This window comes from Myroides pelagicus (assembly GCF_009711055.1).
Classification (GTDB): Bacteria; Bacteroidota; Bacteroidia; order Flavobacteriales; family Flavobacteriaceae; genus Flavobacterium; species Flavobacterium pelagicum.
Window position 1 is genome coordinate 53,556 of record NZ_WMJY01000002.1, and the last position, 23,198, is coordinate 76,753.

The 23,198-nt window shown below is 33.9% G+C and carries 20 protein-coding genes and 3 tRNA genes; 9 read left to right on the forward strand and 14 right to left on the reverse strand.

Annotated features, from left to right (window positions below):
- Positions 1–385 precede the first annotated feature (385 nt).
- Positions 386–1,132, forward strand: a complete 747-nt coding sequence (locus tag GJV77_RS01300) for a murein L,D-transpeptidase catalytic domain family protein (protein ID WP_155034555.1) — start codon at positions 386–388, stop codon at positions 1,130–1,132.
- A 108-nt stretch (positions 1,133–1,240) separates the two neighbouring features.
- Here the strand turns inward: GJV77_RS01300 and GJV77_RS01305 are convergent, their stop codons facing one another.
- On the reverse strand, positions 1,241–2,833 hold the full coding sequence (locus GJV77_RS01305; protein ID WP_155034556.1) for a L,D-transpeptidase family protein: 1,593 nt from the start codon (positions 2,831–2,833) through the stop codon (positions 1,241–1,243).
- A gap of 232 nt (positions 2,834–3,065) precedes the next feature.
- Here GJV77_RS01305 and GJV77_RS01310 point away from each other — a divergent pair, with 232 nt between their 5' ends.
- Positions 3,066–4,955, forward strand: coding sequence for a TonB-dependent receptor plug domain-containing protein (locus GJV77_RS01310; RefSeq protein WP_155034557.1), 1,890 nt, complete (start codon positions 3,066–3,068; stop codon positions 4,953–4,955).
- 130 nt (positions 4,956–5,085) lie between these two features.
- On the opposite strand, the gene GJV77_RS01315 is transcribed toward GJV77_RS01310, so the two are convergent.
- The 7 genes from GJV77_RS01315 to GJV77_RS01345 form a co-directional block, all read right to left on the reverse strand.
- Entirely contained in the window at positions 5,086–5,736 is a 651-nt protein-coding gene (locus GJV77_RS01315; RefSeq protein WP_155034558.1) for a WG repeat-containing protein, read from the reverse strand.
- Between the two features lie 33 nt (positions 5,737–5,769).
- A complete protein-coding gene (locus GJV77_RS01320) occupies positions 5,770–6,516 on the reverse strand; it encodes an SDR family NAD(P)-dependent oxidoreductase (protein ID WP_155034559.1) in 747 nt (248 codons plus the stop codon).
- A gap of 27 nt (positions 6,517–6,543) precedes the next feature.
- The gene (locus GJV77_RS01325) at positions 6,544–8,814 is read right to left on the reverse strand and encodes an AsmA family protein (protein WP_155034560.1); all 2,271 of its coding nucleotides are present in this window, start codon (positions 8,812–8,814) and stop codon (positions 6,544–6,546) included.
- A gap of 55 nt (positions 8,815–8,869) precedes the next feature.
- Positions 8,870–9,442: a pentapeptide repeat-containing protein gene (locus GJV77_RS01330; RefSeq protein WP_155034561.1), complete on the reverse strand. Its 573-nt coding sequence runs from the start codon at positions 9,440–9,442 to the stop codon at positions 8,870–8,872.
- A gap of 97 nt (positions 9,443–9,539) precedes the next feature.
- On the reverse strand, positions 9,540–10,682 hold the full coding sequence (locus GJV77_RS01335) for a glutathionylspermidine synthase family protein (protein ID WP_155034562.1): 1,143 nt from the start codon (positions 10,680–10,682) through the stop codon (positions 9,540–9,542).
- A gap of 9 nt (positions 10,683–10,691) precedes the next feature.
- Complete coding sequence (locus GJV77_RS01340) at positions 10,692–11,063, reverse strand: hypothetical protein (RefSeq protein WP_155034563.1); 372 nt, start codon at positions 11,061–11,063, stop codon at positions 10,692–10,694.
- A gap of 2 nt (positions 11,064–11,065) precedes the next feature.
- Positions 11,066–11,371, reverse strand: coding sequence for a hypothetical protein (locus GJV77_RS01345; protein ID WP_155034564.1), 306 nt, complete (start codon positions 11,369–11,371; stop codon positions 11,066–11,068).
- 207 nt (positions 11,372–11,578) lie between these two features.
- Between GJV77_RS01345 and GJV77_RS01350 the strand changes: the two genes are divergently transcribed.
- Complete coding sequence (locus GJV77_RS01350) at positions 11,579–12,454, forward strand: helix-turn-helix domain-containing protein (RefSeq protein ID WP_155034565.1); 876 nt, start codon at positions 11,579–11,581, stop codon at positions 12,452–12,454.
- Positions 12,455–12,495: 41 nt separating this feature from the next.
- Here the strand turns inward: GJV77_RS01350 and GJV77_RS01355 are convergent.
- From GJV77_RS01355 to GJV77_RS01365, 3 genes are all read right to left on the reverse strand, one after another.
- A tRNA-Trp gene (locus tag GJV77_RS01355) sits at positions 12,496–12,566 on the reverse strand.
- A gap of 51 nt (positions 12,567–12,617) precedes the next feature.
- The gene (locus tag GJV77_RS01360; RefSeq protein WP_155034566.1) at positions 12,618–12,992 is read right to left on the reverse strand and encodes a DUF983 domain-containing protein; all 375 of its coding nucleotides are present in this window, start codon (positions 12,990–12,992) and stop codon (positions 12,618–12,620) included.
- A 168-nt stretch (positions 12,993–13,160) separates the two neighbouring features.
- Entirely contained in the window at positions 13,161–14,126 is a 966-nt protein-coding gene (locus GJV77_RS01365) for a hypothetical protein (protein ID WP_193563667.1), read from the reverse strand.
- A 284-nt stretch (positions 14,127–14,410) separates the two neighbouring features.
- On the opposite strand from GJV77_RS01365, the gene GJV77_RS01370 reads away from it, so the two are divergent.
- Both GJV77_RS01370 and GJV77_RS01375 read left to right on the forward strand, forming a co-directional pair.
- Positions 14,411–14,986: a cytochrome b/b6 domain-containing protein gene (locus GJV77_RS01370; RefSeq protein ID WP_155034567.1), complete on the forward strand. Its 576-nt coding sequence runs from the start codon at positions 14,411–14,413 to the stop codon at positions 14,984–14,986.
- Positions 14,987–15,050: 64 nt separating this feature from the next.
- Positions 15,051–15,488 carry a hypothetical protein gene (locus GJV77_RS01375; RefSeq protein ID WP_155034568.1) on the forward strand — a complete coding sequence of 146 codons (438 nt, stop codon included), beginning with the start codon at positions 15,051–15,053 and terminating at the stop codon, positions 15,486–15,488.
- A 780-nt stretch (positions 15,489–16,268) separates the two neighbouring features.
- On the opposite strand, the gene GJV77_RS01380 is transcribed toward GJV77_RS01375, so the two are convergent.
- The 3 genes from GJV77_RS01380 to mce form a co-directional block, all read right to left on the reverse strand.
- A tRNA-Ile gene (locus GJV77_RS01380) sits at positions 16,269–16,342 on the reverse strand.
- A gap of 23 nt (positions 16,343–16,365) precedes the next feature.
- Positions 16,366–16,442 (reverse strand) — tRNA-Ile (locus GJV77_RS01385).
- Positions 16,443–16,511: 69 nt separating this feature from the next.
- Positions 16,512–16,913, reverse strand: a complete 402-nt coding sequence (mce, locus tag GJV77_RS01390) for a methylmalonyl-CoA epimerase (RefSeq protein WP_155034569.1) — start codon at positions 16,911–16,913, stop codon at positions 16,512–16,514.
- A gap of 67 nt (positions 16,914–16,980) precedes the next feature.
- On the opposite strand from mce, the gene rbfA reads away from it, so the two are divergent.
- The 4 genes from rbfA to GJV77_RS01410 all read left to right on the forward strand — a co-directional run bounded on the left by rbfA (position 16,981) and on the right by GJV77_RS01410 (position 23,194).
- Positions 16,981–17,373: a 30S ribosome-binding factor RbfA gene (gene rbfA / locus GJV77_RS01395; protein ID WP_155034570.1), complete on the forward strand. Its 393-nt coding sequence runs from the start codon at positions 16,981–16,983 to the stop codon at positions 17,371–17,373.
- Complete coding sequence (locus GJV77_RS01400) at positions 17,374–18,588, forward strand: ABC transporter permease (protein WP_155034571.1); 1,215 nt, start codon at positions 17,374–17,376, stop codon at positions 18,586–18,588.
- A 296-nt stretch (positions 18,589–18,884) separates the two neighbouring features.
- A complete protein-coding gene (locus GJV77_RS01405) occupies positions 18,885–21,413 on the forward strand; it encodes a tetratricopeptide repeat protein (protein WP_155034572.1) in 2,529 nt (842 codons plus the stop codon).
- Positions 21,413–23,194 (forward strand): HSP90 family protein, encoded by a 1,782-nt coding sequence (locus GJV77_RS01410; RefSeq protein WP_155034573.1) that lies wholly within the window; start codon positions 21,413–21,415, stop codon positions 23,192–23,194. Before GJV77_RS01405 ends, GJV77_RS01410 begins: the two co-directional genes overlap by 1 nt.
- The last annotated feature ends 4 nt before the right edge of the window (positions 23,195–23,198 follow it).

A 23,198-nucleotide genomic window follows, 5' to 3' on the forward strand; every position in this document is an offset into this window, starting at 1 on the left:
TTGTTTCAACCTGCCATTTTATATTATAAGTATCTATAATAACTTCCGCTAATGTAAATTGTAAATTAGCATAAAGTCAAATCTAAAAAGGAAAAATTCTTGCAATTTTAGTTTGTTCCTGAAAGGGAAGTGTAGGGAATATGATAAGGAGGTGGTCGGGAGATTTTGACTAAAAATATCCCGACCACCTCCTTATCATATCCCGATCATAAAAAAAACGTGCAAGAATCAAAAAAAAAATTCTCAATTTATACAGAAAGGTAAGAGGGGGCTTCATGCAAAAATTTCTTCATAGTTTAGAAAAATTATCTATGAACTTATAAGATAATTTCTAACTTTACGTTTATTAGGTAAGTAGATGTGTTAAACAATTTAATCAAGTGAAATGAAACTAAAGTATGTCGGGCTAATTGCAGCTGTTTTTTCTTCTATATGGACTGTAAATGCAAATTATCATAGTGACACGTATATTACAAATGAAGAGCGTTGGAAAAATGTGATGGAAATTAATAGAGAAACAAAGAGTGATGACAGTTTTGAAGAAGTTGTAACTTCTACTTATAACTCACTTGAATTAAATTCGTATGAGGCTCCTTCTTTAAAAGTTTTTACATCTGCGTTAAGAGGATATTACAAAATGGTTGAAGAGGGTAATATTCAGAATGCAAAGCTTACAATTGTTGACTTTAGTTTGTCTTCGTCTAAGCAACGTTTATGGGTTATAGACATGAACAACAATGAAGTAGTGCTTCAATCTTATGTAGCACACGGAAGGAAGACAGGTGACGAGTTTGCTACAACATTTTCAAACAGAGTTAATTCTCATATGAGTAGTCTTGGATTTTATATTACAGGTGAAACATATATGGGACGTAATGGTTTTTCGATGCGTTTAGATGGTGTAGAAAAAGGAATAAATGATAATGCTAGACGTAGAGCGATTGTAGTTCATGGAGCGGATTATGCTTCAGAAGAATTAGTAGAAAGACAAGGGAAGTTAGGACGCAGCTATGGCTGTCCAGCTGTACCAATGGAAGTAAACAGAACATTGATTGAGTTGATTAAGGATCATTCATGTTTGTTTATCTACTTCCCTAGTAATGATTATATATCGAGATCGTCAATTGTATAGTCAAATTATATTTCAAAGATTTACTTGACATAAGTTATATTTGCCAACAATGACAAAGCCAGAATTAATCAATTCTGGCTTTGTCATTGTTGGAGTAGTTTTAAACTCTTATTTTAATCGTTTATACAGATCGTTATCAAAGTTGTAAACGTCTTTAAATTCAGTTATTTTTCCGTGTTTATCGACTTGTATTGTCCAATATAGTTGGTGAATATAGATTGGTGTTTTTGAAACACCGTAGTTAGTCGTTTCATGAGAATCAAGTACCTCTTTTATTTTTTCTTCTGAGATATCTTTATTTTGTACTTGGAAGATGTATTCAGCTAGTGAAAAAGGATCTTGGACACGTACACATCCTGAACTCATATTTCTATTGGTTCTATTAAAATAACCACGGTTTGGGGTGTCGTGTAAATAAACTGAGTGATTGTTGTTAAACATAAACTTTATTCGGCCTAATGTATTTCCTGGCCCTCCTTTTTGTACATAGCGATAAGATCCATATTTTTCAGCGTTCCAGTTTTCTGGAGAAATCTCTTTTCCTGTTGCTCTTTCATAAATAGTAAAATTACGCTTATTAAAGTAAGTGGAATCTTTAATAGCCTTTGGAGTAACATCATTCTTAAGAATAGTAGGTGGTACAGTCCATGTTGGATTAATAGAAATGACCGTTAGCTTAGAGGTTAATATTGGAGTCATTCTTTTCGTTGTACCTACAATTACTTTATGCGAACGAATAGTATCCTGCTTAGCTACTGTAACTAAAGAAAAATCAGGTATATTAATCAGTATATAGTTCTCACCTAAATCGTGTGGAAACCATCTCCATCTTTCTAAGTTGAGAATTAGTTTTTCTTTAATTCTAGATTCTTCATTTACAACAGCTTTGACTAGATCAGCAGAAGGCAATCCTGTTACAGTTAGTTTCTTATCTGATTGGAATTTCTCAATAGATGACTTTAAAGGTTCGTTGTATATATCATCTATTGCAATAGAATCACTTAATCTTGAAATAAAATTCAAGTGTTTTTTTAGGGTTTTAATTCCTTCAATAGTATCGTTGAGTACAAGGTCTTGAGTAATGGCTTGTAGAGTATCTTCTTGTATTTTATATAGATCTTCCAGCTTATGCTTTAGAGATCCATATACTTGATGAGTTGGTCTTAGACTATCAAAGGCTTGTGTAATTGTTTTGTTTTTTAGCGCACTTAATAAATATGCACTTGCATCTATTTCTTTAGGCTTTAGGTCCCATTCTTTTGAAATCTTTCTTGGGTTAACGACTCCATTGTAGTAGTTGTTTACGTTTTTCAAAAAGCTTGTATTAAATAGTATATCGGCTTGTGCTTTCTGCAATGGGTTTAGTTCCTCATACATTTTGTGATAGTAAGTCAAACTGTCTATGTGTAGACCTTTTTTTTGCAGAATACCCTCTTTGTAGTTGTTTTCAATTACATTAATGTATTGTTGTCTATTGGTATTGTCATACCACAGTGTTTCAGGTTTATCTGCACTGTATAAGGCGATGATTTCTTTTTTTTGTTTAACCAATAAAAGGCTATCAACTTTGACAGGTACTTGTTTGATAACGATATCTTTGACATCATTTAAAAGCTGTTCGTCTAAGCCTTGCTTTTGTCCTTGGTCTTTACAAGAAAATAAAATTGAGCTTAAGAAAAGGATATAGTATAATTTTTTCATTTTAAGAAAATAAGGGCGAAATTAAGAATATTTTTTGTTTTTCTTATACCCCTAGTATCTTTAATATCACAATATGTGCATCTTTATTGTTTGTACAAGCATTACAATTCATGGATAGCTATGAGAGTTTTAGCACAAATACTGGACTAGTATAAATTAGTAAACCGGACTACCTGAAGCGTTTTTAAGAGCATTACATTTGCCATGAATAACTATTTGAATTAATTGTACAATGAGAACACTTTTTTTGACGAGCATGTTATCTCTAACTTCTTTGGCGGTATTTGCACAAGAAAATGGAGAGAAAACAAAAGGGATAAAGGAAACTGAGACAACGAATATAGAAGAGATTGTAATCTATAATCAGCGTTTACAATTGCCGAGCACTTTAAAAAATAGAAATATTACCATCATTGACCAACAAGTAATAAAGCAATTGCCAGTGTCCTCTGTAAATGAGCTACTGAGTTATAGTGCAGGGGTAGATATTCGCCAACGTGGACCATTTGGTACTCAAGCGGATTTGAGTATTGATGGAGGAAGTTTCGAACAGAATATACTATTGTTGAATGGACAGAAGATCTCTGATCCTCAGACAGGACATAATAGTTTAAATATTCCTATTCCACTTGAGGCAATAGAACGCATTGAGATTGTTCGCGGACCTTCAGCTCGTTTATATGGAGTGAATAGCTTGACAGGGGTTGTAAATATAGTTACGAAGAATCCTAAAAAAGATGGAGTATTTGCTCATTTGTACGGAGGTACTAACTTCAAAAAAGATAAAGAAAATGACCATGGAGAAGTTTATAACGGTCGAGGTATTCAAGTAGGAGGTACTTTAGTTGGCAAAAAGAGTAATCACATGTTGTTTGGTAGTCACGACTCTAGTAACGGATATCGATACAATACAGCATTTCACAATAATAAAGCCTTTTATCAGGGTAATTTTATTCCAAATGAGAATAACAGTATAATGGTTTTAGGAGGATATGCTAGGAGTTCGTTTGGAGCAAATGGTTTTTATGCAGCTCCAGGGGATAAGGAGTCTAAAGAAGTTGTATCGACAACGATGTTTAATATTAGTTCCAGACATTATTTAAATGATCGTTTTACACTATTGCCTAGTGTTGCTTATCGCTATAATTTCGACGATTACCGTTATTTTAGGCATAACCTTGACAGAGCGAGAAGTAGACACTATTCGCATGCGATAACTTCAAATCTAAGAGGAGAGTATTTGACAGACTTTGCTAAATTATCATTTGGAGGAGAAATGCGCTATGAAGAGATTAACTCTACCAATATTGGAGATCACAGTAAAGTTAACTATGGTTTGTATGCAGAGATGCAAAAAGAGTTTTTTAATCGGTTAAATGTTAATGTAGGAGCATACATCAATTACAATACACAATATGGATGGGAATTCTTTCCTGGTATTGATGCAAGCTATATTGTTAACGATCATTGGAAAGTATTGTTTAACGCAGGTACAGCGAGTAGATTACCAAGCTTTACCGATTTGTATTTAGATCAAAGACCTGGAAATATTGGTAATCCTGCCTTAGAACCAGAACGCGCCTATCAAATAGAGATAGGAGGTAAATATCAAAAGAATCGCTTCACAGCAGAAGCATTTGCTTTTTATAGAGATATAGATGATTTTATTGATTGGATTCGCGTTGATACTTCTAATCCTTATCAACCGTATAATGCGATGAAAAATAAGACAAAGGGGGTAAATACTAAAGTAAACTATCAACTGGGTAGTAATGCTTCTTTATGGAACTTGGGACTTTCTTATACATACTTGGATCCAAAAATTGAAAATAGTGACCCTACGAAATTGTCAAAATATGCAATTGAAAGTCTTAGAAACCAGTTAGTAGCTACGGTAAACTACTCGCATAAGAATTTTAATGCAACGTTAGCAAATCGCTATAGCGAGCGTATAAGCTATAAGAGTTATTGGGTAACAGATGTACGTTTGAATTATACATTAGACAAATATAATATGTATATCGATGCTCAAAACATATTTGATACCACGTTTATTGAGGCAGGAGCTGTTCCAATGCCTGGTAGATGGTTTTCAGTTGGTGTTCGTTATAACGGACTATAATAAATTGTAATGAAAAAGAAGATTATCCTTCGAGTTGTTGATGTATTTTCTTTTCAACGAGAAATGAACAGTTAGTAAATAAAGCGAGAAGTGAAGAATAAGGGAGCCTATAGAGCTCCCTTATTGTTTTTTATAAATCGGCAATTTTAATACCTTTTTTGTTAATGATGAAAGATTGTAATTTAACTTCTACTTGGGCTTGGCCGTCTTCAAAGTTACTAGCATATTCATATTGAAACGGGATAACTACATTCCCTTTTTTGTCAAGGTAACCAAAAAGATTGTCTTTTGATGCTAATACTAATCCATCAGAGAAACTACCTACATATTCTAGGGTTGGCTCAATAGCTATTACTCCAGTGGTATCAAAGAAGCCCCATAATCCGTTTTCGTAAAAAGCGATTAACCCTTCACTACTTGTATGTAATTCTTCGTACTGGAAGGGAATAATAATCGTCCCTTTATTATTAATAGCTCCTTGTAAGTCATCAAAAGTGACTATTGAGATATTGTCAACAAAAGACTCTATCTCCGTAAACAAGGGCTCAATAAATAAATCACCTGTTTTCTTTTTAATACCAAACAAAGCTAAATCCATGTCCTGGAACCAGTAAAGGCCATTAGTGAATTTGAAGTCAGGGTCGTTTTTGATATCTATGACTATAGTATCACTATCAGCTCTTTTATCCATCAGCAAGCGATGATGATTAGTAAGGGGAGCTCCCCAGCTAGTGACAAAAAATGAGCTGAAAAGAAAAATAAAGTTTCCTATTTTTTTCATATTTGACTGAAATACAAAATTGTAAGTGCCTGCTTAGTTTTTGTTGATTACTGTTGAGCTTGCCTGTGCTTTAGGAAAGATAGTAATATCTGCTAACTGAACATAGTCAGGAGCATTTACTACATAAGCAATGGTATTAGCAATGTCAGAGGCTTGTAATGGAGTGTATCCTCTGTAAACATTATCTGCCTTACTTTTATCCCCTTTAAAACGGACAATAGAGAATTCTGTCTCTACTGCACCTGGAGCAATATTCGTTACTTTAATTCCTGTATTTACTAGATCTAAACGCAAACCTTTTGAAATAGTTTCAACTGCTGATTTAGAAGCACAATAGACAGTACCATTCTGGTAAGTTTCTTTTCCAGCAATCGAAGATAGGTTTACAATATGTCCACTGTGTTGTGGTAACATCATAGGTAAAACGGCTTTAGTTACATAAATTAGCCCTTTAACATTGATGTCTATCATCGCTTCTAGATCCGTTAGATTAGCTTCTTGAAAAGGAGCTAGTCCATGGGCATTACCTGCATTATTAATCAACACATCAACTTGTTTCCAAGTGGATGGTAATGACTCAATTGCATCAAATGTCTGTTGTTTGTCGCTTACGTCAAAAGTTAGGATATGTACTTCTGTTTTAGCTTGTAATTCTTTTTTAAGCTCTTCGAGTTTGTCTAATCTTCTTCCACATAGAATAAGACGATAGTTGTTTGCTAGGGCGATAGCTGTAGCTCTTCCGATGCCTGATGAAGCACCTGTTATTAAGGCAGTTTTCATTTGATAGTTATGTTGCTTTTATTATAGTTACAAAATTGTTTGGCGTAGTCCTTGCAGAATGCACAACCAAAGGTAATTAAAGAATGACTTTTCTTCAACTTTTTGGACTTCTTTAATTGCTACATTCTTCACCTCTCCTTTTGAATTATTATGAATAATGAGGTTACCTATAGCAGAGAGGGTTCGACGTTTTACTTTTCCGTTTTTTCGATAGAGTGAGACTCTCAAGTCATGGTATTTTATCCCAAAATTACCCGTTGCACTTTGTGCATTTCCTTTAAAGTCAAAAGTAACGACATCAATGCTACCTTCTGTAGAGGCTTTGATATACGGTTGTAGAAATGGTTGCATTGCACCAGCAGGGAAGTCTTTAATATTTCCTTTGATTCGAAAATTATCCGCTTTATTCATTACGTTGAATGACCAATCTACGTGAAGTGGGGCAGCATTCATAAATTGAGCATCTACAGCGATTGTTGTACTAGGTACTTGTTTTTTATTGTATCCGCTGACTAAGTGATTTATAGTAGCATTAAATTGCCCAAAGGTTAGTTTTCCTGGGGCAATAGCTTTTGGACTAGTTTCCTCATAGGTCAGTAGAGAGTTTTTAATAAGTGTTTGATCAATGGAGATCCCTAACTTTAAGTCTCTTAATTTTTTACTGAACAGAGGCTTGTTACTCATATTGTGTGGAGGAGTTTTATCTCTAAGGATATTAGCATTTACTTGATTAGCTATTAACTTTTTGGCGTAGAAAAGCGGTTTACCTCTGTCCCAGTTTAGTTCATAGTCTGTTATTTTTACACTTTTGGCCTTTATCCAAAAGATATCATCTGCATACTTAAATGTTTTGACCATGCCTTGTCTAGATAAGGTCGGCAGGTAAGAAAATTCTGTAAGACTTAGTTGTTGATTATCCTTTATAAGACTTTCAATCTTCAATTCATAGTGCTTATTTGTTCGATAGGTTATTCTATTTGCTTTTAAATAGGTAGAAGTAAATGTAAAAGGAATTTGTTTGCGTACACTTAGTCCATTGATGGTGAGATTACGAAACGTTGTGTTGATATCTTCTACTTCTAGTATCTCTTTTTTGTTATTGCGTAGAGATAGACGAGTATTTGTAGTATTGATTGAGTCAATTGTTATATCTGGTAAGTCTAGCGTTTGTTTGTTACTAATTACTGCATTGGTCGTTTTCTTTTTGTTATTAGCCTGCAATTGTATCCATCCACCTTGTGTTTTCAGGGATTGGATGTGAATAGTATCTGTGGATGTCTTTCTAAATTCTTTTAGAGATACGTTTAGGTTATTTAATGCCCAAATGTTATCTTTCTTAGCTTCAATACTATCAATAGCAACGTGATGAATTGCTATTTCTATAGGATTGTTTTTTGGCTTCGTGTTCTTTTTAATTATACTATTTGTCTTTGGCTGTTCCTTTGTTGATGAAGGTATCGTAAGCTTTACAGTAGTAGCTTTGACTTCATCGATTGCAAGTTTAATTTGGTCTTCGAGTGCCAACTGTATTCCAGTAAGGTGTAAATCGGGAATCCATAGCATTGGTTCGCGGCCATTTATTGTTATGCTGTCATTTGCATAAACCTTGAAGTGCTGAATGTCTAACTGATGTTTAGTTAGCTTTGTTTCTTGTGTTGTCAGGTATCGCTTTTCATCGATGAGATGATACATTGTATCCCATTGTATATTTAATTTTTCATAAGTAAAGGGGAGACCTTGATGATCATCAGTCGTGTCAAATTTTACTTCTTGAATTGCAATATTTACATTGTCTAATGAGGTGTTTGTCTGTTGAGTTTTGCGATCGATGAATTGCAATTTACCTTGTATTATGTTTATCTGAGTTAGGTCAATTTCACTTGTTTTTTGTACAGACTTCTTACTTTGTAAACTATCCCTTTTTGCTTTCCATAGGGTAAGTGTAGGCTTATTAAGCGTGATATAATTAGCCTTTAGTCTGTGTTCCTTAAGGAGTGTCCATATTTCAACTCCTTGTATCTCAATTGAAGAGACTGTTCCGTCAAGTTTTGTTTCATTTATGATTAGGCTATCTTTCTTAGGTTTTATTGATAGTCCTTCAAGTGTTAGCTTCCTTAACGCTAGAGAATAGTTGATTCCTGTATAAGTAAATTCGTATGGTGTATGATTTTTTTCTGCAATTATTTTTGGAAGTTCACGTCGTATAAAGCGGTCAAAAGCATATTGCCCCAATGTGTATAGCACAAGGAGGAAAAGGAATAGACCACTTATTTTGAGGAAGTTCTTTTTAAATGCCATTTCTTAATTTCTGTTGAATTCGATTCTAATTTACGGAAATTAATATTGAATTTTACTATTTTAGGACTAATTGATGTTTGGATAATAAACCAGCTAAGCCATCTTTTGAAAAGATTGCTTTTTTAAGTTTAGTAGATTGAGGATCAATATCGTAATTGTAACTGGTGTAGAAGTCTGCTCTTTCGGCAATAGCCTTAGTAAATACAGCTCGGTACAAGTTGCAATTGTCAAACATAGCCATTGTTAGGTCTGTTTCCATGAAGTCTGCACTAATCAGACTACAATTAGTGAAGAGTTGTTTTTTTAGTTTAAGCCCATAGAATTGAGCAAACTCTAAATTACAATCTGTGAAGGTAAACTCATAGATAGTTTGGTCGATCTGAGCAAAATTAACATTGGTGAAATTACACTGATTAAAGTGACAAGATCGCAAACCAACATAATTAATAGCCGCTTCTTTAAAGTTGCAGTTAATGAAATCACTATCTATAAATAACGTTGCTAGAAATGAGCATTGTGTAAAATCACAGTTGATAAATTTACAATTTTCAAATTCTTTAAAAGAGATTGCATTTAGATCAAAGGTAGTATCTGAGTAAGTTTTATCATAGATAAATTCAGGAGTCATAGGCTGTGATAAATATAGGGTGTATTAGTAATATGTTATTTGATGAGGTGGTGGTCAAAAAAAGCTGATAGCTCAAGACTATCAGCTTATGAATTGTTTATTCTATTATATGAGGTATAAATCTACTTTTGTCCGTGGTGATCAGTTGATTGCTTTCTCGGAAAGTGATCCCACAAGGTTGTTGTCCAATTAACCAGCTACCTATTATTGAATAGCCTGTTGTTTCTTGATGTAAATTAGCCAAAGCTTGGCAAATATATCCTTCATCACCATACTCTCCAGGTGTTGCTTCAACGATTTGCCCATTTTTGTACAAGGTTACATTTGCACCTTCTCTGGATAAGAAAGGTTTTTTTACATAATCTTTCATTCTATGTGGCTCATCAAAGTAGGCTTCTAATAATAATGGGTGGTTTGGGTATAGTTTCCATAAAATTGGCAATATTGCTTTGTTTGAAAGCAATAGTTTCCAAGATGGTTCAATCCAATTGGCCTGTGCTATATCATTCGGAATATGGAGTGAGAACCGCTCGTATATCAGCCATTCCCATGGGTATAACTTAAATATATCTGTGATTACTTCATCTTCTAGATCAGTAAATGTCTCTCCGTCCCAACCAATATCTTCGACAAAGACTAGTTTGGTTTGTATTCCTGCTTGTATCGCACAATCTCTTAGGTACTCTACGTTTGTTAAGTCTTCTAAATGATCTTTTATACAGCTAAAATGTAGTATATGACCTTTTAAATAGGGCTTGATTTCTTTCCAGGTATGTATTAGCTGATCGTGAACAGAGTTGAATTGATCTACTCTAGAGCCAAAGTAGTGCTGCATCCACTGCCATTGTATGACTCCTGTCTCGAAGAGTGAAGTAGGTGTATCTGCATTAAATTCTAGTACTTTGAGTTGTTTTAACTTGTGATCATACGCAAAGTCAAAGCGACCATAGATACTTGGAGAGTCATTCTCCCAGCTGTTCTCAATGTGCTCTTGAATGTATAAGGGGATGTGAAACTGATCATATAGTTTGTTGCTGATCACGTGTTCCACTGCTTCTAGACACATTGTCCACAATTCAGCAGTTGCCTCAAAAACTTCATCAGCAAAGTCTTCAGAAATACTATAGTAATATTCTTCGATCCAATAAGGAATATTGTTTTCGTCTGTATGGAAGCCAAAACCATTATCTTCTAATCGTTTTTTCCATTCTCTATCAACCGTTAGGTATTTAATCTTCATTGGTGTTGCTTAAGAAGTTGCGCCACTTGACTTTGCTTTAGAAGTACTTCCAAAGCCTCCTCGTGTCGTTGTTTTTACAGCATTTGCTTTAGCTGTGTTAGTTCCTACATTAGACTGAGGGTGTAAACCATTACTCGTATATCCCATACCAGCGCCCATCATTGGACGGAATGCCATATACCATAATAAGGCGCTTCCCATTCCTCCACCATGTGAACGTTGGTTTTGATACTGATCGGTTACTTCGGTGTATTGTGCAGTACTATCTGCTCGCATATATACGCGTTGTGCCTCTTCTTTTGGTTCATTCACTCTTGAACATGAAGCTAAGGCTGCTGTGATTAAAACTAGACTTACCGCTTTACTACTCTTTCTATTCATAATTACTCAACAGTTACATAAATTGGTGCCTTCACTAATGTCGTGATTTGTTCATTATTCCAGCCTTTTACTTCTTTGACTGTTTTTATTGTATCTCTTTTTTCGATGATTAACTGACCATTTGCCCATACTTTTTGATCAGTGATGTGGAAGATACTATCACCTACTGCTACTGACTTTAAAGAGACTTCTCTTGCTGATTTCTTGTCTAGTGTTGCTAAGTTATTCTGAGAACGAGAAGAACCTGTACATGAGGTTATCGTTAGGAATAGTCCTAACAGTACAACTAAAGTATATATCTTTTTCATTCGATTGTTTGATTTAGGGTTAAAGATAAGAAAGTTTACTAAAAATGGAAGTATATGACTTATAGGTTTATCTCAATAGGATCTTTTTTATTTTGTGAAGTAAATTCGTCTTTATCTTCTATTTTTGTATTTACTTCTAAGACTACTTCAATATTTGTCTAGTCTAGATGGAAGATGAAAGAGTAGTATATTCTAATTTTATTGTCTATGAGTGACATTACTGTATTGCAAATGGGAGATCTTACGCATGATCAAAATAGAAGTGTTTTTTATGCGAATACGATTCCAAAACATTTAATGACAAACCACGAACACATTGCTAAGCCACATAAGCACAATTTTTATGTTTGTATGTTGTTTACTAAGGGTAGTGGTAAGCACGAAATAGACTTTAATACTTATGATGTGATTCCAGGGAGTGTTTTTATGATGGCACCTGGGCAAACACATAGCTGGGTATTGTCAGAGGATATAGATGGCTATATTTTCTTCCATACGCAAGAGTTTTTTGATTTATATTACGTTCGTGAGACCATAAGAGAATACCCTGTTTTTCGTTCTGTTTTTGCGCCTAATGGGTTCTATGTCTCAGGGAAGGAATTAATGAGTATATCGACATGGTTTCAGCTGATGGTTGAAGAGTTTTTACAGCAGCAATGGAAAAAGAATCAGCTGCTGTTAAATCTAGTTTCGTTATTTTATATTGAGGCCAATCGAAAATTGCTGACAGATGAAACGTTGAGTATGCAGTACAATTCAGCTTATTACAACCATTTTCAAGCCTTTGAAGATCTGTTGGAGAAATTCTTTATTTTTGAAAAGTCGGCTGCGGTGTATGCAAATAAATTAAATATGACGCAAAAGCATCTTAATCGCATATGCCGTACACTGGTGAATCAAACGACAACGGATATAATCTTAGATCGCGTAGTGCTGGAAGGAAAGCGTATGTTGATGTACACAGGTAAAAGTTTTTCTGAAATTGCCCTAGATTTAGGATATGAAGATTATTCTTATTTTTCTAAAGTGTTTAAAAAAAGGGCTGGTTGTACACCTAAAGAGTTTCAAAAACGTTATGAATAAAAAAAGCTCCTTTACAATTGTAAAGGAGCTTTTTCGTTGTGCACGGGTGGAGGGATTCGAACCCCCATCAACGGTTTTGGAGACCGCTATTCTACCCTTGAACTACACCCGTTTCTGCGTTTCGTGGGGCAAATATAATAACTTTTATTTTAATAATCCTAGCCTATTCGTCATCTTTTTTATAAAAGATATTTAACCACATGATTCTTGATACTCGGTAGTTGAACGTCCATAAAACAAATACTAAAACGACAATCGCTATAAATGCCTGAAGCATAGTTATGTTAAGTCCAAATGCACTGTTTAGAATTAAACGGATCACCATAACTGCTACCATTTCTGCTACTGTTAAAGCATAACTTACATACATTGCTCCAAAGTAAAATCCTGTCTCTCGGTGAAAGTTATATCCACAAGAACTACATTCTTTTGTCATTTTAGGCATGCGGAAAGTGATTGGGTTTCCTTTATCGTGAAATATTTTCTCTTTATTACAGTTAGGACATTTTCCTCCTATTACTTTACTTAAATATGACATAATCTTCTTTTTGTGCAAATTTCGCTAAAAAAATGAAACATAACTTGGTTAATATACTTGAATTATTGTCTAATTCGGACATTTTTACCTCAAAAGTGATACTCGCTACTAGTAGTGCATAAAAAAAGGAGATTGTACAATCTCCTTTTTTGCTTGACCTTAAGTCGGTTATTTTTTCTTTAAGTTACCATACTCGTCATATAGTTCCTCATTGATTGGCTCTGGGTTGATTAGATTACCATACTCATCGTATAGCTCTTCATTAATCGGTTCTTTGTTAATTAAGTTGCCGTATTCGTCGTATAATTCCTCATTGATTGGTTGAGTATTAATTAAATTACCATATTCATCATATTGTTCTTCTTTGATGTCTAAATAATCTAGTGCATTTGTATTGTTCTGTTTGTCATAGTACTCATCGTAATCTTTGTAAAGATTAGCAATTTCCTCTAGTGTCAATACTCTGTTTTCTTCATCTACGATACCATTTTCTTTATTTCGGTATTCTTCTATAAGATCACGTTTTTGCGTTTCATAAGCTTTTTTAGCAATATTTCGCTGTGCGTAGTAGATTTTGCGATCGTATTTGTATTGTTTGTATATCCTCTTTGTTTCTATTTTATATTCGTGATTTAAATCTCTTAGAACAGTTTTTAAGTCTTTTTCCTCTTCTTTAACGGTATTGTTTTTCTTGATAATAGCCCATTGATCGATTTGTTCTTTGTTTAATGTTCTACTAATAAAGTTCTCATACGATACAAATAATTTTCGTACACGAGCTTCTTTTTCAATAGGGTGCATTATCTTATTACTGTTTATGGTAAAAAGATCTCTTTTGATGTATTCATTTTTGATATTGAAAGCTATAGCTTGTTCGTTTGTCAGTTTTAATTCTTGTTGGTTGTCTAAAATTAATTTGACATCTGTATATTCTACGATTACATTTTCTTCTTTTTTCTGATCTCTTTCTTTTTCAGCTTTTTTCTGTGCCTTTAAAAGTTCTTTCTCAGCCTTTCGAATCTCTTTTTCGGCTTCTTTTTCAGCTTTTAAGGTCTCCTTATCTTCTCCATTTTGAGCAAATGAGGTAGAGGTAATAGCAATGGTTGCTAGAAGTATGGTAAATATTCTTTTCATTCCAATTTTTTTTATATTTTCTTTTCCCTAATTAAAATCAATATTACAAATTTATAATAAATAATGGTATGTTAATTTGCTTTTGCTTCCTTTTTATCTACTCGAATTTAAAAAGAAAGTTTTTCGTTCAAACACAATTCCTTTGATTTCTTATAACGTTTGATATAGGTGTTTATTGTATGGGGTTTAATTCTTTTGTATTGTTAATTAAATGAGTTTTATTTATTTATAATCATATTATATTTGTATTTTAATGGTTTGAAATGTAGTAGGAATTATATAAGATGACAAAAGGATATAGTGTTTTTTATCGATTGATGCATTGGTCAATAGCGATAGTTATGTTATTATTACTATTGACGATTATACTTCGTATGACTTGGCTTAATAAATCGGCGATGAGTGAACTGATACTGTCTTATGCTAGTCAGCACGATATTAGTATCTCTAAAGGTGATGCTATTAATATGGCTAAGACTATTCGCTATCCGATGTGGCGTTGGCATATTTACCTAGGTTATGTATTATTAGGGTTGTTTGCTATTCGTATCTTTGCAGGTATATTTAATATTATTCACTTTCAAAATCCTTTCAAACAGAATATTACTTTTAAAGTTCGTTTTCAACGCTTGGTGTATATTGTTTTTTATTTGAGTGTGATTGTTTCGTTAATCACTGGTTTGATGTTGGAATTCGGTATTACGAAGTATGTAAACTTGGTAAAAGATATTCATAAAGCATCGATTTATTATTTTGCCATCTTTCTTGGTTTACACTTTATAGGAATCCTCATTGCTGAGTTTACTTATGAGCGCGGTATAGTTTCTAGGATGGTTAATGGAAGAGATAAATTCGAATGATTTTTTTGCTAGATTAGATTGTGTATAGTATTTTAGTTTGTAATTAACTAAAAATACGGCTTAAATGAAATCATTCTTCTTATTGATTGTAATATTTTTTATAGGTGGTACTTTTAAGGGAAGTGCTCAGCAATTAATGACTTCTCAATTCTTTGAATACATAGATACACAGGATATGGGTAATATCAAGGAAGAATTGGAACTTTTTCGATTTGCCGTACTTGGTAGCAGAGAAAAAGAAGGGAAGCACTCAACCGCTTTTCAGAAGAAAAGTTCCTTAGGAGAGGAGTATATTACAATAGTTGTAGACTCTGTGTATTTTAAAATTTTTTACAAAACAACTTTTTCACCTACTTATGATCATTACAAACAGCAATTGTTAATAGGGAGTAAGAATTATCTTAAAACGTTGAATAACACAAAATACTATGGGCTTTATGATATAATTGTAGGTTTTAACGATGAAACAAAGGTGATTTCATTTATTAAAGAAGTCAAGTAAACCTATTGTTTCTTTGGTTGAATTACATCTCGTCACGTCTTTTTTTTAAATCATAAAAGTTTACAATTAGTATAGCAGTGGTTATTCACGTAAAGTTATAATGATATTATGTGTTAGGTCAAATATGTAATAAGTGAGTCACTGAACAGTCGTTTTATTTCCTCTTAATCATGAATAGGCTAAAGGGTAGTGACTATCATATTGTACCGATAGAATTGATAGCAAATTATTGTTTCAGTCAATCGTTTTTTTTATTTTCAAACATTTTTCTTCTTATCTATTCTATTACTAAAAGGAAGGAGTAGATCGATATTTGCCTATATAGGCATACATACTTTAGTCTTTTAAAACACCTGAAACTTAGGTAGAAAATAGGGCTTTTGTTGCCAAGCTTGTGCTATGCCTGCAGTATACGTGCAGTATAGTAGCCCAGAAACATGTTCTTGGCAAGGAAAGTGCACGCATACTGCACGTATAGGTCAAGAATGTGTGGTTAAGATATAGTGCTATGGGGATTATAGTCTATAAGTCGCTCAACTTGTGTTGACGAATTAGAATAAATTGATCTGTTAATAATAAATAGAGTTTCAGTTACTCAATTGTTTAAGTGAAGTTCAGTTTTGAACTATGTATTTAAAGTACGCAAAATCGTTTTTTAGAGTCTGGTATATTGTATTGTAAGTTGATCAAAATTTTAAGGAATGAACTAAAGTTTTTTCCTGAATGAACTCCCCTAAAAAAATAAACCCCTCATACACAAATTGTTGAAGGGTTCTTTTGTGGTCCCACCTGGGCTCGAACCAGGGACATGCTGATTATGAGTCAGCTACTCTAACCAACTGAGTTATAGGACCGGTCTCTTGACCGTAAAATTTCGTGGTGGTCCCACCTGGGCTCGAACCAGGGACTTGCTGATTATGAGTCAGCTACTCTAACCAACTGAGTTATAGGACCAGTTAAAGCTGCGTTTAACGGGTGCAATATTACTGCGTTTTATTGGTTTTTGCAAGAGAAAAAACAAAATTATCTAATTTCTTGACATAATTCTATTAGGACTCCGTTGGTCGTTTTTGGGTGAAGAAAGGCAACTAGCTTATTGTCAGCACCTTTTTTGGGTGTTTCGTTTATTACTGAGAATCCTTCTGCTTTCAGACGTAGAATTTCTTCTTTTATATTATCTACTTCAAAAGCGATATGGTGAATACCTTCACCTTTTTTTTCGATGAATTTAGCGATAGGACTATCTGGATTTGTTGCTTCTAGAAGTTCTATTTTGTTCGGTCCTGTTTGAAAAAAAGAGGTGGTTACTCCTTCGCTTTCGACTGTTTCTTGTTTGTATGCGGGTGTATTGAATAGTTTTTCAAATAATAAGTTAGAGGCTTTTATGTCTTTGACAGCAATGCCTATATGTTCAATCTTTTTCATATCTTTATTTTTGGGTGATATACAAATATAACAAAGTTTGCAATTTAAAAAATTGTATTTTTGCAGCATGGAAACGAATAGACAGAAAAAAATGGGGGCATTATTGCAAAATGATATCGTTGATATTTTGCAAGGAGAAGTGCGTAAAAACGGGATATCAAATTTGATTATCTCTGTTTCTAAAGTTAATATATCATCAGATTTATCTATAGCTAAAGTATATTTGAGTATTTTCCCTGTGGATAAAGGGGGGGAGTTGTTGAAAGCTATTCAATCTAATTCGCCTTTAATTAAACATGAATTAGCAAAACGCGTTAGACATCAATTGCGAAAAGTACCAGATTTAAACTTCTATATAGATGATAGCTTAGAGTATATTGACCAAATCGATAAGGCATTAAAAGGGGATGAAAACCCAATTGAAAACCGTGATTTATTGGAAAAAAGAAAAAAGAAATAATTGAACTTCTCGTACTACATCGCTAAGCGATACGCTTTTAGTAAAAGTAAGAATAAAGCGATTAATATTATAACAGCAATTGCTTCTGCTGGTATAATTGTGAGTGCTATTGCGATGTTTGTAGTATTATCTGTATTTAGTGGGTTGCGTACCTATTCTTTATCATTTGTCAATGATTTAGATCCTGATTTAAAGGTTTATCCTGAGGAAGGAAAGAGCTTCTTCGTAGGAGATAATCAAGTGCAGCAGTTGTGGGAGTCAGGACTTTTTGAAGGTGTTAGTCGTGTCATAGAGGATAGGGTGCTTATCAATTATAAAGAAAAGCAAACGGTAGTCTATATCAAAGGGGTAGATTCTGATTTTACCTATGTGAGTGATTATGATGAAAAAGTTGAGTACGGCAATTGGCTTGAATATGATACCAAAGAGTGTGTAGTTGGGCTAGGTGTAGCTAGACTACTTTCTTTGGGGTTATATGATAATGAAAACTCTTTTGAAGCAATAGCTATTAAGCCTGGAAAAGGGGTTATTGATAACCCTGAGTCTGGATTTCTACGCAAGAATTTCTTTCCTGTGGGAGTCTATTATGTATCTAATGATGAGCTTGATGACAAGTATATTTTTGCTGAGATAGATGAGGTTCGCCAATTATTAAGTCTTTCTGATAGACATATTAGCAGTTTGGAGCTGAAGTTGACTCAAGGAGTATCTGAGCGAGAAGCAAAGAAATTGTTGGGACAAGTCTTTGGGACAAGTGTTCTGGTTAAGAATAAAATTCAGTTAAACGATGCTTTGTATCGCATGTTGAATACGGAGAATTTTGTAGTTTATTTAATTTTTGTCTTGGTCGTTATCATGGCTCTATTTACGTTAGTGGGTGCATTGATTATGATAATTTTAGAGAAACAAGCAAATATTCGTACGCTGTTTAACTTAGGGGTTGAGCAGAAAAGCTTGAAGCGTGTGTTTCTATATCAAGGACTGATTATCACTATTGTTGGTAGTGTGATGGGTATATTTTTAGGTGTGCTATTGGTTCTTTTACAAGAAAAATTTAGTTTATTGATGATTCGAGAAGGGTTAGCCTATCCTGTTGAATTTGACTTTTACAATGTTGTCATTGTGTTTTTATCGATTACTGTGTTAGGGTATGTGGCATCTTATATAGCCTCAACTCGTGTAAATAGAAATTACTTAGATCTGCCAAAAGAGTAATAATCGATTAAATCTATCTTATATTTTTAATTTTTATGTTTGACACTTGATTTTTTTAAGTGTTCATATTCCTGTGTTTGAAGTTATAGCTTACTAGGAAAACGCTCCAATGTAAAATACCTTGGTTTTAGTGTATTTAGGTACATATTATTTTGTATTTTTAGTTCTGAATATCGGTTTTAGAATGTTACTATAAAATAGTGTCTTATTTGTAATAAGAGGCTTAATTATATTTGGTTGTTTTTTTAAAATCGGTTTAATACAATAAAATAAATACACTTGATTAGATTAAAGTTATGGGAACATTTAATACAGAATACTTGAATTATGTAAGTCAGGTAGCAAACGATTCAAAATCTTTGGTTGATCACGCGCGTGAGCTACTTCAGTTAAACAATTATGAAGATCCGCATATGTGGTTTAAAGCACATGCAGTATGTATGTTTGCTACTCAAATTGGAGAAGAAAGTGAGGAGATTATCAAGTTATACAATCAGTTGTTTGAAGAATCAAATTGTATTCATAGTGGGATGAGATTAAATGAAGCAGATTACCGTTTGTGGTTTGCAGATGTTCAGGAGTTAAATAGAGTATATATCGAAAAAGGGTACGCACGTGCGTATGCCTATCAATATGAGTTATACGAAAGAGGGCGTTATGGCTTTAAAAATAAAGAAATTTGCAAAGAACTATTAGATAAAGGTTGTTTAAGTGGTGATGATTATTGTCAAATATACAAAGGGAACTGTATATACTACGGTATCTTTGGCTATGAAGAGAATAGAGAAGAAGGGTTGCGATTAGTTACTGAAATAGCAGATCGCACAGGAGGAGATTTAGCTGAGTTGTTCTTATTAAATATGAAGACTCGTTCATGTGAAACGAGTGAAGAGTTATGGGCAATTATTGAACAATATGATAAACTGCTTAACATAGATAAGAAAGGGAAGTATATACTCGCTGATTACTATCTACGTGTAGAAAATGATGCGAAAGCTGTCGAGTCTTTATTAGAAGGAATTGATAACGGTAGTCCATTTTGCAATTACCTTATGGGGTTATTAATTGTCAATGGTCGTTTTGCTTCGTTTGGTTATACAGAAGAACAAGGAAGGGCTTATTTAGATGTAGCTTTTGATTATGGTGTTATTCACGCAGGATTTATACAAGGCTATTTTTATTTGTATCCAGTAGATGGAGGAGCAAATGATTTTGAGCATGCACTTCCTTATTTAAAAGCTGCTGCACTGTATAATTCTCCAGAGGCATTACTTGAATTGGCAATGTTATCAATGTATCATAACGATTATAAAGATATTGCGCAAGGGAGGGTATATTTGGATAGAGCAGTAGAAGAAGAATTTGTTAAAGCGTATACAGAAAAAGCTTATATGCTGTTAGATTTCCCTGAAGTAGAACGCAATGTTCCTGAAGCAAAACGATTGTTGGAACTAGCGATGGATAAAGGAAATGATTATGCACCTTACCGTTTGGGATTAGGATATCAAAATGCTGAGTTTGAGGAAGAGTCAGATTATGAAAAAGCTTTGTATCTATATGAATTAGCTGCAGAGCGCAATAATTTGTCAGGATTGGAAATGGCAGGAAGATATAATCGATATGGTTATGTAAATGAGCCTAATCTAGCAAAAGCTATAGCGCATTATGAGCGTGGAATTGCCGATTTTGGGTCAGATTATTGTCGCGTAGAATTAGCTATGATGTTAGTGAATGGAGAAGGACAAGAGCCAGATGCAGTTCGTGCAGAGCAATTGTTTCATGAGGCATTGGAAAACGGGTATATATACGCATCGTTACGACTTGGATTTTTATATGAAGATGGTTATTTAGGAGAATCAGATCCAGTTAAAGCGAGAGAATATTTTGAAAAAGGTGCTTTAGGCGAGCAGCCATTGGCAGAGTCAGTGTACCATTTGGGACGTTGTTATCGCTATGGAATTGGAGGAGAAGAAGATCACGTGAAAGCAATGGAGTTATTCGAGCAAGCATTAGAATTAGGTTTTGTAGATGCGAATGTAGATATTGCTTTAGCTTATGAAGAAGGAACTTGTGGAAAGGAGAGTAATCCTCAAGAAGCGATTAAATACATGAGTATAGCTGCTGAGGCAGGTATTAATTATGCGCAGTATAAGTTAGGATCTTATTATCTTTTTGGTTATGACATGGACGTTAATTTAGAAGAAGGTAAAAAGTGGTTGATGTCTGCTGTAGATAATGGTTCTCCATTAGCTATGCTAACGATGGGGGATTATTACTTATATGGATATGAACCAGAAACTGTCTATGATCCTGCTTTTGAGTTTTACAAAGGAGCCGAAGAAAGAGGCTATATATCGGAAGGATTAGGTATCTGTTATCAATATGGTGTAGGAGTAGAAAAAGATGAGACACTAGCTTATAGTTGTTATACACGTGCAGCAGAACGTGGATACGATTCGGCTACTTACCGTTTAGCACAATGTTATTATTTTGGAATTGGTACAGATAAAGACAGAGTAGAGGCGTTTCATTATTTTAAAGAAGTTGCGGATAGAGGTAATATAGATGCAGCTGGTTATGTAGGGATAATGTTAGTAAGTGGAGATGGTGTAGAGCAAGATGCAGAATATGGGGTAAGTTATCTAATACAAGCGGCAGATGCGGATAATGATTTAGCTCAATATGAATTGGCAAATTGTTATTTGAAGGGTGAAGGAGTAGAACAAAGTGATGATCTGGCAATGGAATGGTATAGTAAAGCTGCAGAGAACGGAAATGAGGACGCTCAAAAAATAATAGGAGGGCCACGTAAACGAAGAAGATAATGGAGGATAATCAGAAACAATATCAATTTCAAGTAAATATGAAAGGAATGATAGAGTTGTTGTCAGAGCATATTTATAGCTCTCCGACAGTCTTTATCAGAGAATTACTACAAAATGGGATGGATGCCGTTACTATGCGTAAAGGTATTGATCCAACATTTATAGGACAGATAACAGTAACATTTAATGGAGATCAGTTAATCTTTCAAGACAACGGTATTGGTTTAACACAAGATGATGTTCATCAATTTTTATCAGTAATAGGACAGAGTTCAAAACGTGGAGAGTTAGCCGACAAGGATTTGATTGGAAAATTTGGGATTGGTTTGTTGTCTTGTTTGGTTGTTAGCGAAACGATTGTGGTAGAGACTCGATCTCTTTATAAAGAAGAGTCTGTTCGCTGGATAGGACATGCAGATGGTACTTATGATGTAGAACAAATTGACTTATTACCTGAAATAGGGACAAAAGTTATTTTGAATGCAAAGAGAGCTTGGCGTACACTATTTAAGAAATCAGAGGTAAAAGAAAATATCTTGTTTTATGGTAGTGCTCTACCAATAGCAGTGAGCTTAGTAGAGGAAGATACGACAGAGTTAATATTAGATGGTAATCCAGTATGGTTAGATCCAGAAAGTTCTAAGGAGGACTTGTTGCATTATGGAAAAGAGGTATTTAAGACTAAATTTTTAGATGTATTTAGACTTGAATCAACTACAGGGGAACTTCAAGGTGTAGCTTATATTATCCCTAATAAAGTAAATTCAAGCTCAACCAAAGAGCACAAGATCTTCCTAAAGCGCATGTATTTGTGTGATCAGGCTACAAATTTATTGCCTGAATGGACTTCTTTTGTTCGCTGTATTATTAATTCAAATGCATTGCAGCCTACAGCTTCAAGAGAATCATTGATGAATAATACGGTTCTACAAGAGACTAAAAAAGAGTTGAGTGAGTGTTTTAAAGACTATCTAAAGACTCTATCCCTGACCAATATCGATGTACTAGAAAAGATTATTTCGATACATCATATATACATTAAATCTCTAGCAGCAATAGATACAGAGATAATGAAAATGTTTGAAGATTATCTACCTTTTGAAACAAATCAAGGGTTGATGTCATTTGGAATGATTAAGGAGTCTTACCGAGAGATTTATTATACCCCTTCGTTAGACGACTATAGACAGATTCGTCGAATAGCAGGTTCTCAAAAGAAATTAGTTATAAATGCGGCCTATAGTTATGAGACTGATTTAATAGATAAAATTAAGCGATTGAATTCGGATTTAATAATTGAAAAGATTGCTCCGAATGATATTTTACAAGAGTTTGAAGCTGCTATTGTAAAAGATGATACTATTCATGAGTTTGTCAATAAGGCAAATGCAGTATTGAAAAAACATTATTGTAAGGCAGAAGTCAAACGATTTGAGCCTAAAGATACAACTGCTATATACATAGCAAATGAAGATGCGCTGTCTAGTAAGAATATACAGAGTTTGTCAGAATCTGCTAATCCATTTGCTTCCACATTAAAGCATTTCAAAAAACAAGAAGAGGTAATGCCGACGCTTTGCTTTAATCAACAAAATGAGTTGGTTGAAAAAATTATGGTGATCGATGATCAGGAGTTGTTTGAAGCTTTGATTAATGTATTGTATGTACAATCATTGATGTTAGGAGGGTACACGATTAATAAGCGAGAAATGGATACTTTTAATGATGCATTATATCAGTTTATGATTCTGGGAATGTCTAGTTTTTTACCTAAAATATAAGTGT